Source organism: Tropicibacter sp. Alg240-R139, assembly GCF_900537075.1.
Classification (GTDB): Bacteria; Pseudomonadota; Alphaproteobacteria; order Rhodobacterales; family Rhodobacteraceae; genus Falsiruegeria.
On the sequence record NZ_UNRA01000010.1, the window covers coordinates 16,450 to 30,589 of the forward strand.

General features: G+C 53.0%; 11 protein-coding genes and 1 pseudogene. 10 read left to right on the top strand and 2 right to left on the bottom strand.

Translation table 11 applies throughout. The features are described 5' to 3' along the window. Window positions 1-49 precede the first annotated feature (49 nt). The 9 genes from G6R15_RS21905 (at window position 50) to G6R15_RS21945 (ending at window position 11,027) form a co-directional block, all read left to right on the top strand. A complete protein-coding gene (locus G6R15_RS21905) occupies window positions 50-1,408 on the top strand; it encodes a Xaa-Pro peptidase family protein (RefSeq protein ID WP_164662198.1) in 1,359 nt (452 codons plus the stop codon). 56 nt (window positions 1,409-1,464) lie between these two features. Continuing rightward, a complete protein-coding gene (locus G6R15_RS21910; RefSeq protein ID WP_255456198.1) occupies window positions 1,465-2,346 on the top strand; it encodes an NAD(P)-dependent oxidoreductase in 882 nt (293 codons plus the stop codon). A 15-nt stretch (window positions 2,347-2,361) separates the two neighbouring features. Beyond that, entirely contained in the window at window positions 2,362-3,819 is a 1,458-nt protein-coding gene (locus tag G6R15_RS21915) for an NAD-dependent succinate-semialdehyde dehydrogenase (protein WP_164662200.1), read from the top strand. 50 nt (window positions 3,820-3,869) lie between these two features. Continuing rightward, window positions 3,870-6,065: a thiamine pyrophosphate-dependent enzyme gene (locus G6R15_RS21920; protein WP_164662201.1), complete on the top strand. Its 2,196-nt coding sequence runs from the start codon at window positions 3,870-3,872 to the stop codon at window positions 6,063-6,065. Between the two features lie 14 nt (window positions 6,066-6,079). After that, window positions 6,080-6,616, top strand: coding sequence for a VOC family protein (locus tag G6R15_RS21925; protein WP_164662202.1), 537 nt, complete (start codon window positions 6,080-6,082; stop codon window positions 6,614-6,616). 11 nt (window positions 6,617-6,627) lie between these two features. Continuing rightward, window positions 6,628-7,911 carry a pyruvate dehydrogenase complex dihydrolipoamide acetyltransferase gene (locus tag G6R15_RS21930; RefSeq protein WP_164662203.1) on the top strand — a complete coding sequence of 428 codons (1,284 nt, stop codon included), beginning with the start codon at window positions 6,628-6,630 and terminating at the stop codon, window positions 7,909-7,911. A 43-nt stretch (window positions 7,912-7,954) separates the two neighbouring features. After that, window positions 7,955-8,602 (top strand): DsbA family protein, encoded by a 648-nt coding sequence (locus tag G6R15_RS21935; protein WP_164662204.1) that lies wholly within the window; start codon window positions 7,955-7,957, stop codon window positions 8,600-8,602. A gap of 119 nt (window positions 8,603-8,721) precedes the next feature. Next, entirely contained in the window at window positions 8,722-10,095 is a 1,374-nt protein-coding gene (lpdA, locus tag G6R15_RS21940) for a dihydrolipoyl dehydrogenase (protein ID WP_164662243.1), read from the top strand. Window positions 10,096-10,208: 113 nt separating this feature from the next. Continuing rightward, the gene (locus G6R15_RS21945) at window positions 10,209-11,027 is read left to right on the top strand and encodes an SDR family oxidoreductase (RefSeq protein WP_164662205.1); all 819 of its coding nucleotides are present in this window, start codon (window positions 10,209-10,211) and stop codon (window positions 11,025-11,027) included. A 368-nt stretch (window positions 11,028-11,395) separates the two neighbouring features. Here G6R15_RS21945 and G6R15_RS21950 read toward each other — a convergent pair whose 3' ends face one another. Further along, window positions 11,396-12,007, bottom strand: coding sequence for a TetR/AcrR family transcriptional regulator (locus G6R15_RS21950; protein WP_164662206.1), 612 nt, complete (start codon window positions 12,005-12,007; stop codon window positions 11,396-11,398). A 115-nt stretch (window positions 12,008-12,122) separates the two neighbouring features. Here G6R15_RS21950 and G6R15_RS21955 point away from each other — a divergent pair, with 115 nt between their 5' ends. After that, window positions 12,123-12,974 carry a hypothetical protein gene (locus G6R15_RS21955; RefSeq protein ID WP_164662207.1) on the top strand — a complete coding sequence of 284 codons (852 nt, stop codon included), beginning with the start codon at window positions 12,123-12,125 and terminating at the stop codon, window positions 12,972-12,974. 71 nt (window positions 12,975-13,045) lie between these two features. On the opposite strand, the pseudogene G6R15_RS21960 reads toward G6R15_RS21955, so the two are convergent. Continuing rightward, window positions 13,046-13,956, bottom strand: a pseudogene (locus G6R15_RS21960) (IS30 family transposase). Window positions 13,957-14,140: the final 184 nt, after the last annotated feature.

Here is a 14,140-nt window from a genome sequence, read left to right on the forward strand (position 1 = left end):
CTCAATTCAACTGGTATGGTTGCAACGGCGCTAATTGGAGGAAGCGCCAATGGCAATCGAAACCTATGGGACAATGGCGGTTGATTGGGAGAACCGGATCAACTTTGATCGGTTGAGAAATGAGCGTCTGGAGCGGGTTAAGTCAAAGCTCGAAAAATCCGAAATAGGTGCACTTTTGTGCTTCGACATGACCAATGTTCGCTACATCACGAACACTCACATTGGCACTTGGGCGCAAGACAAAGTTTCACGTTGGACGTTGTTGCCCCAAGGAGGCGAGCCCATACTTTGGGATTTCGGTTCTGCTGCGAAGCATCATGCTCTGCACTCTCCCTGGATGGGCGGCGACGAGCGCTCTCGTCCTGGTATTCCACTCTTGCGTGGCGCGATGACGCCAGACATGGGGCGAGCTCAGGAAACCGCAAAGAAAATTTATCGCGAGCTGGAAAAGCACGGGCTTCAAAACGAGCCGGTTGGCGTGGATATTGTAGAGCCACCAATCTTGTTCGCGCTGCAGGAACTGGGTTTGAAAATCGTAGATGGCCAGGCACTGATGCAGGATGCACGGGTGATCAAGACCCGTGACGAAATTAGCCTTTTGACCCATGCTTCCGCAATGGTGGATTTCGCTTACGAAGAACTGTACCGCGCGATCCGTCCAGGTGTTCGTGAAAACGAGCTTGTCGGATTGACGAGTAACTTCCTCTACAGCAATGGATCAGAGTATGTAGAGGGCGTGAATGCTATCTCTGGTGAACGCTGCAGCCCTCACCCTCACGTATTCTCAGACCGAGCGCTCCGCCCCGGTGATCCGGCGTATTTCGACATTTTGCACAGCTATATGGGATACCGAACCTGTTACTACCGTACCTTTGCAGTTGGTAGCGCCAGTCAGGAGATGCAGGATGCCTATAAGCGGTGTCGTGACTATCTGGACCAAGCTATCGCAATGATCAAGCCAGGTGTCACGACCGGCGAAGTGGCTCAGGTATGGCCTAAGGCGGAAGAGTTCGGCTTTCCAAATGAAGAAGCTGCGTTTGGTTTGCAATATGGCCACGGTTTGGGTCTCGGTATCTGGGAACGCCCAGTTATCAGTCGCTTAGTGTCGATTGATCACCCAGAAGTCATTCAGGAGGGAATGGTCTTCGCGCTGGAAACCTTCTGGCCGGCCAAAGGCAGCCATCATGCTGCCCGCATTGAAGAAGAGATGGTCGTTACAAAGGATGGTGTTGAGATCATTTCTAAGTTCCCTGCGGAAGATTTGTTGGTTTGCGGCCGTCAATACTGGTCCGGTCATGATCTCTTGCCTGGTATCCGTCATAGTGAATCTCACTACAACAATCGCCGGGTTTTCCCGGATGGCGTTGATACGAAGCAACCGAAGTTCGGGAACACTTGGGACGAATAATCTCACAAGAATAGTCGCTCGCTCTGCGGGCGCCAGAATGGAGAGTGGGTAACGCGATGCGAATTGGATGGATTGGGCTAGGCAAAATGGGCGAGCCTATGGCTATGAATATTCTTCGAGCTGGTCACGACTTGACGGTCTGGAATAGAAGCCCGGAAAAATGCAAAAACTTGCGCGCCGCTGGTGCGCAGGTCGCCCGTGACATGAAGAGCCTTGCCGCCAACGTAGACATTCTATTTGTCATGTTGTCCGACGATGCGGCCCTGCAAGAGGTCGTTTTAGGTGCCAATGGCGTACTGGCCTATTTGCCCGCGGGAAGCGTGCTTGTTGAAATGAGCACGGTGTCGGTTGCGGTTTCCGCCGCGATCTCGGAAGTGGCGAAGGCGAAGAAAATTCAATATTTGAGTGCGCCGGTCTCAGGCTCCGTCGCCTTGGCAGCAGCAGGTGAACTGACCATTCTTGCTTCGGGAAATCACGATACCTACCAGTCCTTGCAGCCGGTTCTGTTGGCGATTAGCGCTGCTCAATTCTATGTTGGAGAGGCTGATCACGCCCGTGTCCTGAAACTGGCGATCAACATGATGGTGGGCTTTTCAGCCGCGATGATGGGAGAAGCATTGTCGCTCGGTCTAAAAAACGGTCTGGACCGTACGACTATGTTGGAGGTGATGGGTGCCAGCGTCATAGCCTCTCCACTCATCGGGTACAAACTCGAGGCACTAAAGGCGTGTGACTATTCGCCGATGTTTGACGTGTCGCAGATGGCGAAAGACTTTGACCTAGCACTTGAAGCAGGTCGCGACTCCGATACGCCGATGCCGTTAGCTGCGCTGGTGCGCGAAGGCTGGAGTGCGCTTATCGCCTCAGGCGACGGCAAAGAAGATTTCTTCAAATACGTGGAAATGGCGGCCCGATCGGCTGGCCTGCACAACGAGTGAGAATTGAGGGCCGCTATGAAATTGAATGAAGAACTTCTGCGTCAAGCCTGCCTAATCAACGGTGAGTGGCTTGATGTTGAATCCACAGAAGCCGTGATTGAAGTAACAAACCCGTCGGATCTCAGCATCGTTGGTAGGGTTCCAAACATGGGTGCACAGGAAACACACAATGCAATCGAAGCGGCCCATAAGGCGCTGCCGTCATGGCGCGCCAAAACCGCAAAGGAACGAGCGAAAATTCTGCGCAGGTGGTACGAGTTGATCTTGGAAAACCAAGAAGATCTGGCCGCTATAATGACCGCCGAACAGGGTAAACCGCTGGCGGAATCGCAGGGCGAAGTACTGTATGGTGCCAGCTTTATCGAATGGTTCGCTGAAGAGGGCAAGCGAATCTATGGCGATGTCATTCCGAGCCCGTGGGAAGACCGGCGAATTGTTGTCATCAAACAATCAGTCGGTGTTGTTGCCGCTATTACACCGTGGAATTTTCCGATTGCGATGATCACCCGCAAGATCGGTCCTGCGCTTGCAGCTGGGTGCACTTCAGTTGTCAAGCCCGCCTCGGCTACTCCTTTTTCTGCCCTGGCGATTGCATTCCTGGCCGAACAGGCCGGCGTGCCCGCGGGCGTAATCAACGTAGTGACAGGTTCGGCGCGAGCCATAGGTGGAGAACTGACATCGAATCAGTTGGTGCAAAAGGTCACCTTTACTGGCTCAACTGAAATCGGCAAAGTGTTGATGCGCAAGTCCGCTGACACGGTCAAAAAGGTCTCGATGGAACTAGGTGGCAACGCGCCATTCATAGTGTTCGACGACGCTGATATCGATGCTGCCGTCGAAGGTTTGATTGCCTCAAAATACCGCAATACCGGTCAGACTTGTGTCTGCACTAACCGCGTTCTGGTGCAGAGCGGAGTTCATGATGACTTTGTTAAACGGCTCGCCGAACGTGTGGGCGAACTGGTCGTGGCCGATGGCTTTGTCGACGGCGCGCAGCAGGGCCCCCTGATTGATATGGCTGCGATCAAGAAAGTCGAAGAACACATCTCCGATGCTCTTGGTAAGGGCGCCCAGGTTGCCGCAGGTGGCTCACGGCACGATCTTGGCGGGACGTTCTTCCAGCCGACCGTGTTGACGGGCGTCACCACTGACATGGCGGTTGCCCGCGAGGAAACTTTCGGGCCGTTGGCACCGGTATTCCGGTTCGAAACAGAAGAAGAAGCCATCAGGATGGCCAACGACACCGAATTCGGGTTGGCGGCCTATTTCTACAGCAGGGATATCGGTCGAGTTTGGCGGGTTGGCGAGGCGCTTGAATACGGCATGGTTGGCATTAACGAGGGTATCATTTCGACCGAAGTGGCACCTTTCGGCGGCATCAAGGAATCCGGCATTGGCCGCGAAGGCTCGAGGTATGGAATCGAGGAATTCGTTGAGACGAAGTACATGTGCATGGGCGGTTTGAACCGCTGATGCCGCCATAATAATGCCGGGATCGGTGTTTTTGGATAGACGAGGATAACATGGTTAAGACCAAGAAAATTACTCCTATGGCCGACTGGATCGAAATCAAATCGACCGAGGCTGATTGGGTAAAGCTCGGCATGGACGAAGCTCTAAAGATGCACAACCATCTTCATATCGTCCGAGCATTTGAAGAAATGGTCCTTGAAATGGACGGCCAGGGCTTGATCCATGGCCCGGCGCACAGTTCCATCGGTCAGGAAGGTGGGGCAATTGGCTCGATCTCTCCTCTGCTTGTTGGTGATCAGGTGACCGGATCTCACCGCGGCCACCACCAGTTTCTAGCGAAAGGGCTGAACTACCTTGATCTCGGATACGAAGACCCGCTGACTACCGAGCTAAACGATAACATTATGCAACTGTTGCAGAAGTCATTGGCCGAAATACTGGGACTTGCTCAGGGATACTGTAAAGGCCGAGGTGGTTCGATGCACCTGCGCTGGGGCGAAGCTGGTGCGCTAGGAACCAATGCGATTGTGGGCGGTGGTGTACCATTTGCTACGGGTGCGGCGTGGTCAAAAAAACGCGAAGGCACACATGACACCGTTTTCTCTTATGTAGGCGAGGGTGGAGTTCATATCGGTTCCGTACCCGAAGCAATGAATTTGGCCGCACTTTGGGACCTGCCAATATGCTTCTTTATTGAGAATAATGGCTTCGCCGTTGCTACTGCCGTTGAAGAACAGACACGTGAAACCAGAGTTTCTGCGCGCGGTCTTGCCTTCGGAATTCCTTCGTTCCGTGTTGATGGAATGGATCCAGTGGCAGTCCGTGTTGCGACTGAGCGTGCGCTTGAAATCATGCGCTCTGGTAAGGGTCCAACGATCATCGAGGCCATTCTCTATCGGTATTTCCATCACGGTGGTGGCATCCCCGCCAGTGCGTTCGGGTACCGCAGTAAGGCGGACGAAGCGACGTGGCGAGAACGCGATCCGTTGCGAGTGATGCTTGAAGGTTTGAAGGCTCAAAAGTGGATTGACGAAGACGGTGACGCAAAAATTGCGGCGCGCGCTAAGGCCGCAATGGAAGTTGTCGCCGATGCCCTGACACAGAAAGCCGGCAACCAGCGAACGATCATTGAAAGCTTGTGGCCAGAAACAGCAATGCGCGACTTCGGTCTGCGCGGTGATCTTTCGGAACTGCAGGGCCTGCGTTTCGAGGAAGAGGAAACCCACTCAGGTGATCTCGTAGAAATGAAATATGTGGACGCCGTGGCCGAGGTAATGGATTGCCGTATGGCTGAAGATGACCGCATCTTCAGCATGGGCGAGGATATTCATCGCTTAAAAGGTGGTACAAATGGCGCAACCAAGGGATTAGTCGAAAAGTACCCGGATCGGATTATCCCGACGCCGATCGCTGAGGCTGGCTTTAGCGGATTGGCCGGGGGAGTGGCCAGTATGGGCAAGTTTCGTCCGGTGGTCGAGCTGATGTATCCCGATTTCGGCCTCGTAGCTGCTGACCAACTGTTCAACCAGATTGGCAAAGCCCGGCACATGTTCGGTGGCGACACCGCTATGCCGATCGTGTTCCGTACTAAAATTGCCATCGGTACCGGCTATGGATCGCAGCACTCCATGGACCCAGCCGGCTTGTTCTCCCAGTGGCCAGGTTGGCGGATCGTCGCGCCTTCAACTCCCTTCGACTATGTCGGATTGATGAACAGTGCTCTTCAATGCGAGGACCCAGTCTTAGTAATAGAACATGCATCGCTTTATACTACTAAAGGGCAGGGTCCAGCTGAGGACTACAACTATTTCATCCCACTGGGCAAAGCCAAAGTAGTGCGTATGGGCTCACGGATGACCATTCTGACCTATTCGGCGATGGTCGAGGAATCGCGCAAGGCGGTCGAAGCGCTTGGACTCGATGCTGAGATCATCGATCTGAGATCATTGGACCGAGCAGGGATTGATTGGGACACCATTGGCGAAAGTATCCGAAAGACCAACAATGTCGTTGTTGTTGAGCAAAGCCCCCTGACCGTATCCTATGGAGCGATGCTAACGGACGAAATCCAACGCAGATTCTTCGATTATTTGGATCAACCGGTGAAACGCGTTCATGGCGGTGAGAGCTCGCCTAGCGTCTCGAAGGTACTGGAACGTGCCGCTTTCGTTATGAGCCCGGAAATCGAAACCGAACTGCGTCAAATGATGGTCGATGTAGGACAAGGCGCACTAGTCGTTTCTTGAGTGGAGTAGATTCGATGGTGAAAGCACAAATGCCGGGTTTGCGAGGCGTCGAACATGTTGGGTTTACGGTTCCAGACTTGGAGCAAGCTACCCGCTTTTTTGTAGATGTCGTCGGTTGCGAGCAATTCTATGATCTTGGGCCGTTTGAGTTCGAAGATGACTGGATGGCGCGCCAGCTAAACGTTCATCCCCGAACGGTGATGAGAAGACTAAGATTCTTTCGCTGCGGACACGGTCCGAATTTCGAGGTTTTTGAGTACGAAGCGCCAGAGCAACAGTTGGACCAACCGAGAAACAGTGATGTAGGGGGCCACCACCTGGCCTTCTATACGGACAACTTCGACGCCTCTTTGCAATGGTTGAAAGATCACGATGTCGAACTCTTAGGTGAACCCGTAGTGCGCCATGAAGGCCCGAGTGCTGGGCAGAGATGGGTTTATTTCCTGACACCCTGGGGAATGCAGCTGGAGCTTGTGAGTTTCCCAGCTGGAAAGGGCTATGAAACTGAAACTGACCGCCGACTTTGGAGTCCGGTCTACCCAAGCAAATAGACGGAAATGCCATGCCAATTACACTTACGATGCCAGCTTTGTCCCCGACCATGGAAGAAGGCACACTTGCGTCTTGGTTGGTTGCCGAAGGAGACCGGATTGAGGCTGGCGACGTCATCGCCGAAATCGAGACGGACAAGGCGACGATGGAATATGAAGCACCCACAGCAGGTGTGCTTGCCCGGATTATAGTATCGGCTGGCAGCGAAAATATTGCCGTCAATACTGTGATCGCACTCATGGCCGAGGAAGGCGAGGATCCGGGTACAGTTTTGGCGGCAGAACCCGCAGAGCCGAGCAAGGGCACCTCTCCCCAGCCCGAACTAGCAGCTTCCGGCACTTCTGCCGCCGCATCCCTGCCTACTGGCAAGCAAGAGGATGACCGGTTAAAGGCGTCACCTCTGGCGCGACGGATCGCGGCAGAGGCAGGGGTGAAACTTGCGTCGGTTTCCGGAACCGGCCCCAACGGTCGAATCGTGCGTGTCGACGTCGAAGCCAAGATTGCTTCTGGAGAAACCTTGAATCGTGCAGCCACTGTAGTGCCAACCGCTCCCTTAGCGGCTGCGAATGTGTCAGGGCTCTATCCCGATGGGAGCTATGAAGTTGTCAAGCTGGACACGATGCGAAAGACCATCGCTCGCCGGTTGACTGAATCCAAACAGAACGTTCCACATTTTTACCTTCGTGCCGATGTCGAACTAGATGCGCTTCTGACGTTCCGAAGCCAGCTTAACGCTGCTGCCCCGACTGATGGAGCGGGCGCTATAGCTTACAAGATTTCGGTTAACGATATGGTAATCAAAGCACTTGCTGGTGCATTGCGCGAGGTTCCTAGCGCTAATGTCACTTGGGCTGATGGTAGCATGCTGCTTCACAAGAATGTTGATGTTGCCGTGGCCGTTGCAATCGAGGGAGGCTTGATTACGCCTGTCGTTCGGGATGCTGACACCAAGAGCCTGTCGGCCATTGCCTCTGAAATGAAAGATCTAGCGGCCCGGGCGCGGGCGAGAAAACTGGCTCCAGAAGACTTCCAAGGCGGCACAACGTCGGTGTCCAACTTAGGTATGTTCGGAGTGTCGTCATTCGACGCCGTGATCAACCCGCCCCATGGTACGATCCTTGCAGTGGGCGCAGGTGAAAAACGCCCAATTGTCCGAGGTGACGACGTCGCGGTGGCTACGATTATGACCGTTACACTTTCTGTGGATCATCGGACTGTCGACGGTGCACTTGGTGCCGAACTTCTTGCAGCATTCAAACGGCTCATCGAAAACCCAATTGCGCTTGTTGCTTGATGTTTCCTCGCAACAACTTTGCGTTCTGAAGAAGGTATAGAACATGTCCGCTACAGGCCTGGAGCTCATCTACATCGGTGATCCAATGTGCTCTTGGTGCTATGGGTTTTCGCCGGTCATCCAGTCGCTCAAATCCAACTTCAGGGACAATTTTAAGATGTCCCTATGCATGGGCGGTCTGCATCCCGGCCCCGACTATGTTGTTGATCAAGAATATCGCGACTTCTTAACGGAACATTGGAAAGAGGTTGAACGGCGAACAGGTCAGGTATTCTCATTTGGGAATCTGAAGGAACTGGGCTGGGTCTATGATACCGAGAAAGCTTGCCGTGCTGTGGTCGTGTTCCGAAAACTCCAACCAAAAGCTGACTTTGCCTTTTTTGCTGAAATTCAGGACGGCTTCTACCGACACGACAAAGATCCCAATGAACCACTAACCTTTGCTCGAGCAGCCGAAAAATTCGGAGTAAGCCCTGAGACCTTTCTTAAGCTCTATAATGATCCGATCAGCAGTCGCGAAACCTGGAACGAATTTGCTTGGGCTCGCTCACTCGGTGTCAGCGGTTTCCCAACGGTCTTGGTGCGTTACGGAACCACGTATGCCGTGTTGAACAGGGGCTTCCAACCTATGTCCCAACTTGAAGCGCGTCTCGATGAATGGCTCACGAGAGCATCTTTGAACACAGCTTGAATTGAACAGGAGTCAACCAGTGAAATCGTTGGAATGTCCCAAAGGAATGAAGGCGCAAATGCGAGACGCAATTCGGGCCAATTTGAGAAGGGGTTGTTAAATTGTCGAAAAACTTCGATATGATCGTGATTGGTGCAGGCCCGGGTGGGTATGTTGCGGCGATCCGTGGGGCGCAGTTGGGGCTGAAGGTGGCTATTGTCGAGCGCGAGCATCTGGGCGGCATCTGTTTGAACTGGGGCTGTATCCCGACCAAGGCACTGCTGCGCAGCTCCGAGGTGTTCCACCTGATGGAGCGCGCCGGTGAGTTCGGTCTGAAAGCCGACAACATCAGCTATGACCTCGATGCCGTGGTCAAACGCTCGCGCGGGGTGGCCAAGCAACTCTCGGGCGGCATTGGTCACCTGATGAAAAAGAACAAAATCACCGTGTTCATGGGGGAAGCGACGCTGCCCTCCAAGGGCAAGGTCAGCATCAAGACTGACAAGGGCACCGAAGAGTTGACCGCCAAGAACATTGTGCTGGCCACCGGTGCGCGGGCGCGCGAATTGCCGGGGCTTGAAGCGGATGGCGATCTGGTCTGGACGTACAAACATGCGCTGCAACCACCGCGGATGCCCAAAAAGCTATTGGTCATCGGGTCGGGCGCCATCGGCATTGAATTTGCCAGCTTTTACAACACGTTGGGTGCGGATACGACCGTGGTCGAAGTGATGGACCGCGTGCTGCCGGTTGAGGATGCCGAGATCTCGGGCTTTGCCAAGAAACAGTTTGTAAAGCAGGGCATGACCATCATGGAAAAAGCCATGGTCAAGCAGCTGGACCGTGGCAAGGGCAATGTCACCGCGCATATTGAGGTCAAAGGAAGGGTCGAAAAACACAACTTTGACACCGTGATTTCCGCTGTTGGTATTGTTGGCAATGTCGAGGGGCTGGGGCTCGAGGGGTTGGGCGTCAAGGTTGACCGGACACATGTGGTCACGGATGCCTATTGCCGCACCGGCGTCGACGGTCTTTATGCCATCGGTGACATCGCAGGTGCCCCGTGGCTGGCACATAAGGCAAGCCATGAGGGCGTGATGGTTGCCGAACTGATCGCGGGCGGCAAACCGCACGCCGTGAAACCCGAAAACATCGCGGGCTGCACCTATTGCCACCCGCAGGTGGCCTCGGTCGGCTATTCCGAGGCCAAAGCCAAAGAGTTGGGCTATGACGTCAAGGTGGGCCGCTTCCCCTCTATCGGCAACGGCAAAGCGATTGCACTGGGCGAGGCTGAGGGCCTTGTAAAAACCGTGTTCGACGCCAAGACGGGTGAGCTGTTGGGCGCGCACATGGTTGGGGCAGAAGTGACCGAGATGATCCAGGGTTACGTTGTGGGGCGTCAGCTGGAGACCACTGAAGAAGACCTGATGAACTCGGTATTCCCACATCCGACTTTGAGCGAAATGATGCACGAAAGTGTGTTGGATGCCTATGGTCGTGTCATTCATATGTAGCGCTGACACGGCTGCTGGATTCCGAGGACCTTGGCTGCGCTCAGACTATGACTTTGTGTTGGTTTCAGAAGAAACCGCATAGCCCTTTCAAACTCCAAAAAGGGGAACTAACAGTGAACTACTTCAAGAGAAAAGTTGCCATTGTGACTGGAGCTGCATCCGGTATCGGGAAGGCAGTGGCAATAGAGCTTTGCAAACGGGGCGCGCACGTCATCTTCACTGATCGATCGGAGGACCAGGTGAAGGAAGCTTGTGAAACTGCGATCAAGAATGGTGGGCACGCTGAAGCGATTGTTCTGGATGTGACGGATTATGAAGCAACCAGACAAGTCATCGATAACGCAGTCTCAGTTCACGGGAAAATCGACTTTATGTTCAACAACGCTGGGATCGCTATAGCGGGCGAATTCCGGGACGTGGACTTAGAAGGTTGGCATCGGCTTTTTGAGATCAATTTGTTCGGCGTCGTCAATGGCATGAAAGCCGTTTACCCAGTCATGATAGAACAGGGATCGGGGCATATTATCAACACTTCTGCCTTGGCTGGTTTAATCCCTTTGCCGGGCAATTCGGTTTATGTGGCTGCCAAACATGCATTGGTCGGTTTATCCAGCACTGTTCGCATTGAAGGAAAAGATTTGGGAGTAAAGGTATCTGTTGTCTGCCCGGGACACATAAAGACGCCAATTTTCGAAAACGCAGACATGATCCGACTGGATAAGAAGAAAGCCACGGAAGGTATCACGCAGATCCCCGGTATCACTGCAGAGCAATGTGCCAGGATTGTCCTGAAGGGTGTCGAAAAAAACAAGCACATCATAGTTGTCACCAGGTTTGCGAAGATGATGGCCTTGTTTCAGCGCATCAATACCGGATTGGTACATGCGATAATGGGCAAAGTCATGCGTGACTTCAGAGAAAACAGAAAATGAAGGATGCGCGCAAATCGTCCAATGATCTTTCCAGAAAACCCCGAACTTCTTTTGTCACAAAATGTATCAATTGGCCTGACCATGTTGGCCCTCCGATGCTGGAAGCTTCGTGTGACCGGCCCGCCCTACAATCTCTCACCGCTATGCTTAACGCCGCCTCTCGTTGGCGCGGCCATTGCCCGTGCAGTACATTTTCGGGAATACAACATTTTCGCCGTCGTATTGCAGCAATGCCGCCAAAGCGGCCATTAATCCCGTTAAGAGGTGCATAGTCCAACACTGCCATTGGGCTGTGTTCAACGACAGTTACGCCGAATAGTCAGTTATTAATGAATTTGAGGAGCTATGACCTTTCAAACCCGATGAATTCACGAAACCTCAGCGAAGCATGCAGAAAGGGCACTCGTGATTTCTTGGGAACTAGGACGTCCCTGAAAGACTGTTTCATAGATGGGGTCTGACGCTACTAACGCCAAGCCAGCCGTTTGGGCGGTCAGTTGCAGAAAGACTGCGCGGGTAGGCTCGTCACTTCGCCAACCCTCCGCTTGAGCCTTTGCAATCGTTTGCTCATGCAGCCGAGCGTAAGCGTTGAGCTGATCTCGAAGAGATTCATCGGCATGACGCATCACATCCTGATTACGAACAAGCATATGATGCACAGGGTTTAACGTTGCCCAGGTCACATATCCCTTCGCCATTTCCCGCAACTTCTCCAGATTGGTCAAATCGCTGCGACCTACATGCTTTGAAGCTGAGCCCAGTAGAGCGTCAACGCCGTGCTGAGCGATGGCTGACAGAAGCGCGGATCGTGAAGGAAAGTGCCTCATAGGGGCACTATGGCTGACCCCTATTTCCCGGGCCAACCCTCGTAGGCTGAGCGCTTCAACGCCTGTTCTCTCGATGGTGGCGATTGCTTCTTTGATCAACTCTTCTCGCAAGTCTCCATGGTGGTAAGTTGAAGATTTTCGTTTGCCGTTCATGTTGACGCCGTCCACACTAAATTCTATGTTGTCAATGCAAACATAGTTCAGCAAATCTTCAGTGTCTATCTGAGCTGAAGCCAGTCGTAAGCACAGACAAAAGAAAGTTAGTCACATGACCTCAATGCAAATGCCCTTGGCACGTGAATTTGGCTGGGATCTAAAACCAACTTCTTCGTCCGCGTTTGAGATTCACAAGCGTGACAATGGACAGTTCTGTGTTGTTCTAAATCACTCACTCTTAAGGGGCGTTCGCGCAGAGATGGTCCACTGGTGGTTCTTGAACTTTCCTAATTTGCGCGTGCGGTTGCGCGACATCCCAGCATACGAAGACAAAGTCGTACCAGCATATCATCTATGGCATCCCATTGATCATCTCAGTGCAACGCTAACCGGCAATCTGGGGCCGGGCCAAACCGCAAGAACAGGGTGCTCGATACATATTCAAGAGGCTATGCAGTACGATGCTTACGGTTGGAAGTACCCCGTGGATAAACAGCTCAAAGTTTTTTACGTAGGCGATGACGGCTGGGCCATGGGCCAAGTGTTGCCGTTTGTTGGCCCGATTACGATGTTGCGGGTACACTACAAGGATGTTTTTGAAGGAGCAGAGCATCTGGGCGTTCACTATCATTATGAAGTTGTGATCGGAGCAGGCGGTCATGGGCTTGCTTCCAAACTCATAAACAAAAAAATATCCAAAGTGGCCGGACCGGATTTTTTTAGCGCGTGGCAAAGGCACAATGTTATCGAAGTTGGAACGTTCGAGAATTTCCTACCAGTACTCTATGCCCAGAAAGAAAACCTACAAAATTTAGAGTACGCCAAAGACATGAATCCGATGGCCAACATCACGACTTCACAAAAAGCCTTTGATAACGAATTGTTCAATCAGCGGCTTGAAGGTTACAGACAAGCTGATCGGTCAAGCAGTTATCAACAGTTCGACGAAGCGAGTTTTATTTGACTTGGGTTCGAATGCTTCCGGCCAGATTAGGGATTCTGTTGGAATCTCAAGGGTCGTTGCGACGGCGTCCACTATCTTAGTTTCATCAGCTCTTCCCTGAAGGCTTCAGTTGGTGTTCGCCATTCCAGGCACTTTCTTGGCGTGCCATTCAAGCGGTCGCAAATCGACTTCATTTCTCGATTTGAGAGTGCGGCCACAGGCGCATCACGTGGCAAATATCGACGTGCACGCTTGTTCAGATTCTCGACAGAACCCTTTTGCCAGGGTGCCTGAGGATCGCAAAACCACGCTTCTGTTCCTATCTCTGGTTTGAGTTTGCGCCAATTGCGGAACTCAATGCCGCGATCAAACGTGATGGATTTGCGGGCTGGTTGGGGCAGGGGTCCATCACGTCCAACAGCCGATTCATCAGATGCGTTGTGCTTCGGTCGTTGTTGCGGAACAGAACGGCGAAGCGCGTCTTGCGTTCGACTAGGGAAGCGACGTTTGTCTTGCCCTGAGCCCGCTCAAAAATCATCAGGTCGCCCTCCCATTTGCCAAAAGTCTCACGGGTTTTGACGTAGTCAGGGCGTTCATGGATCGACCGATCCGGTGGAAACACAAGGCCACGCGGTGTGCGCCGCCGTCTTGGCTGCCGCTTCTTGCGACGATGCGGAAGATAGCGCGCCAGACCTTCAGACTGACCATCTGGACCGTAAACATAGGCATAGATTGTCTCGTGACTCACGCGCAAAGCCTGGCCATCGTGTTGCAAGCGACCTGCGATCTGTTCGGGCGACCATCCTATCTCCAGCTGCTTAATCACGTGCTGTCTCAGATCCTCGAACCTCACCAGTTTACGTCGACGTGCCGCAGATCTCTGCGTAGTCATGCCATAGTAGCCGTTCAGATTAGGCAGCTCGTCATCGCAGTATCGGTTCCGTTTGATCTCACGATGCACCGTTGAACGATGCCTGCCGATCTCGGTTGCGATCTCGCTCACGGGTACTTGCGCGTTCAACATGTCTTCAATCGCGCGGCGTTCACGCAAACTTAGCTCGGTGTGGGCCATCTTCCATTCTCCTTGCTTTCCAGCAAGATAGGGGATTTGTCGCAACGGAGTTTAGAATACGCCCGGCTACAATTTGAAGTGCGCGTAATCCGCATTATGCTAAATTAACTGACGC

Excerpts from the sequence above, each read along its gene's own strand:
- G6R15_RS21905 (WP_164662198.1), top strand. The coding sequence starts at position 50 with ATGGCAATCGAAACCTATGGGACAATGGCGGTTGATTGGGAGAACCGG.
- G6R15_RS21910 (WP_255456198.1), top strand. The coding sequence starts at position 1,465 with ATGCGAATTGGATGGATTGGGCTAGGCAAAATGGGCGAGCCTATGGCT.
- G6R15_RS21915 (WP_164662200.1), top strand. The coding sequence starts at position 2,362 with ATGAAATTGAATGAAGAACTTCTGCGTCAAGCCTGCCTAATCAACGGT.
- G6R15_RS21920 (WP_164662201.1), top strand. The coding sequence starts at position 3,870 with ATGGTTAAGACCAAGAAAATTACTCCTATGGCCGACTGGATCGAAATC.
- G6R15_RS21925 (WP_164662202.1), top strand. The coding sequence starts at position 6,080 with ATGGTGAAAGCACAAATGCCGGGTTTGCGAGGCGTCGAACATGTTGGG.
- G6R15_RS21930 (WP_164662203.1), top strand. The coding sequence starts at position 6,628 with ATGCCAATTACACTTACGATGCCAGCTTTGTCCCCGACCATGGAAGAA.
- G6R15_RS21935 (WP_164662204.1), top strand. The coding sequence starts at position 7,955 with ATGTCCGCTACAGGCCTGGAGCTCATCTACATCGGTGATCCAATGTGC.
- lpdA (WP_164662243.1), top strand. The coding sequence starts at position 8,722 with ATGATCGTGATTGGTGCAGGCCCGGGTGGGTATGTTGCGGCGATCCGT.
- G6R15_RS21950 (WP_164662206.1), bottom strand. The coding sequence starts at position 12,007 with ATGAACGGCAAACGAAAATCTTCAACTTACCACCATGGAGACTTGCGA.
- G6R15_RS21955 (WP_164662207.1), top strand. The coding sequence starts at position 12,123 with ATGACCTCAATGCAAATGCCCTTGGCACGTGAATTTGGCTGGGATCTA.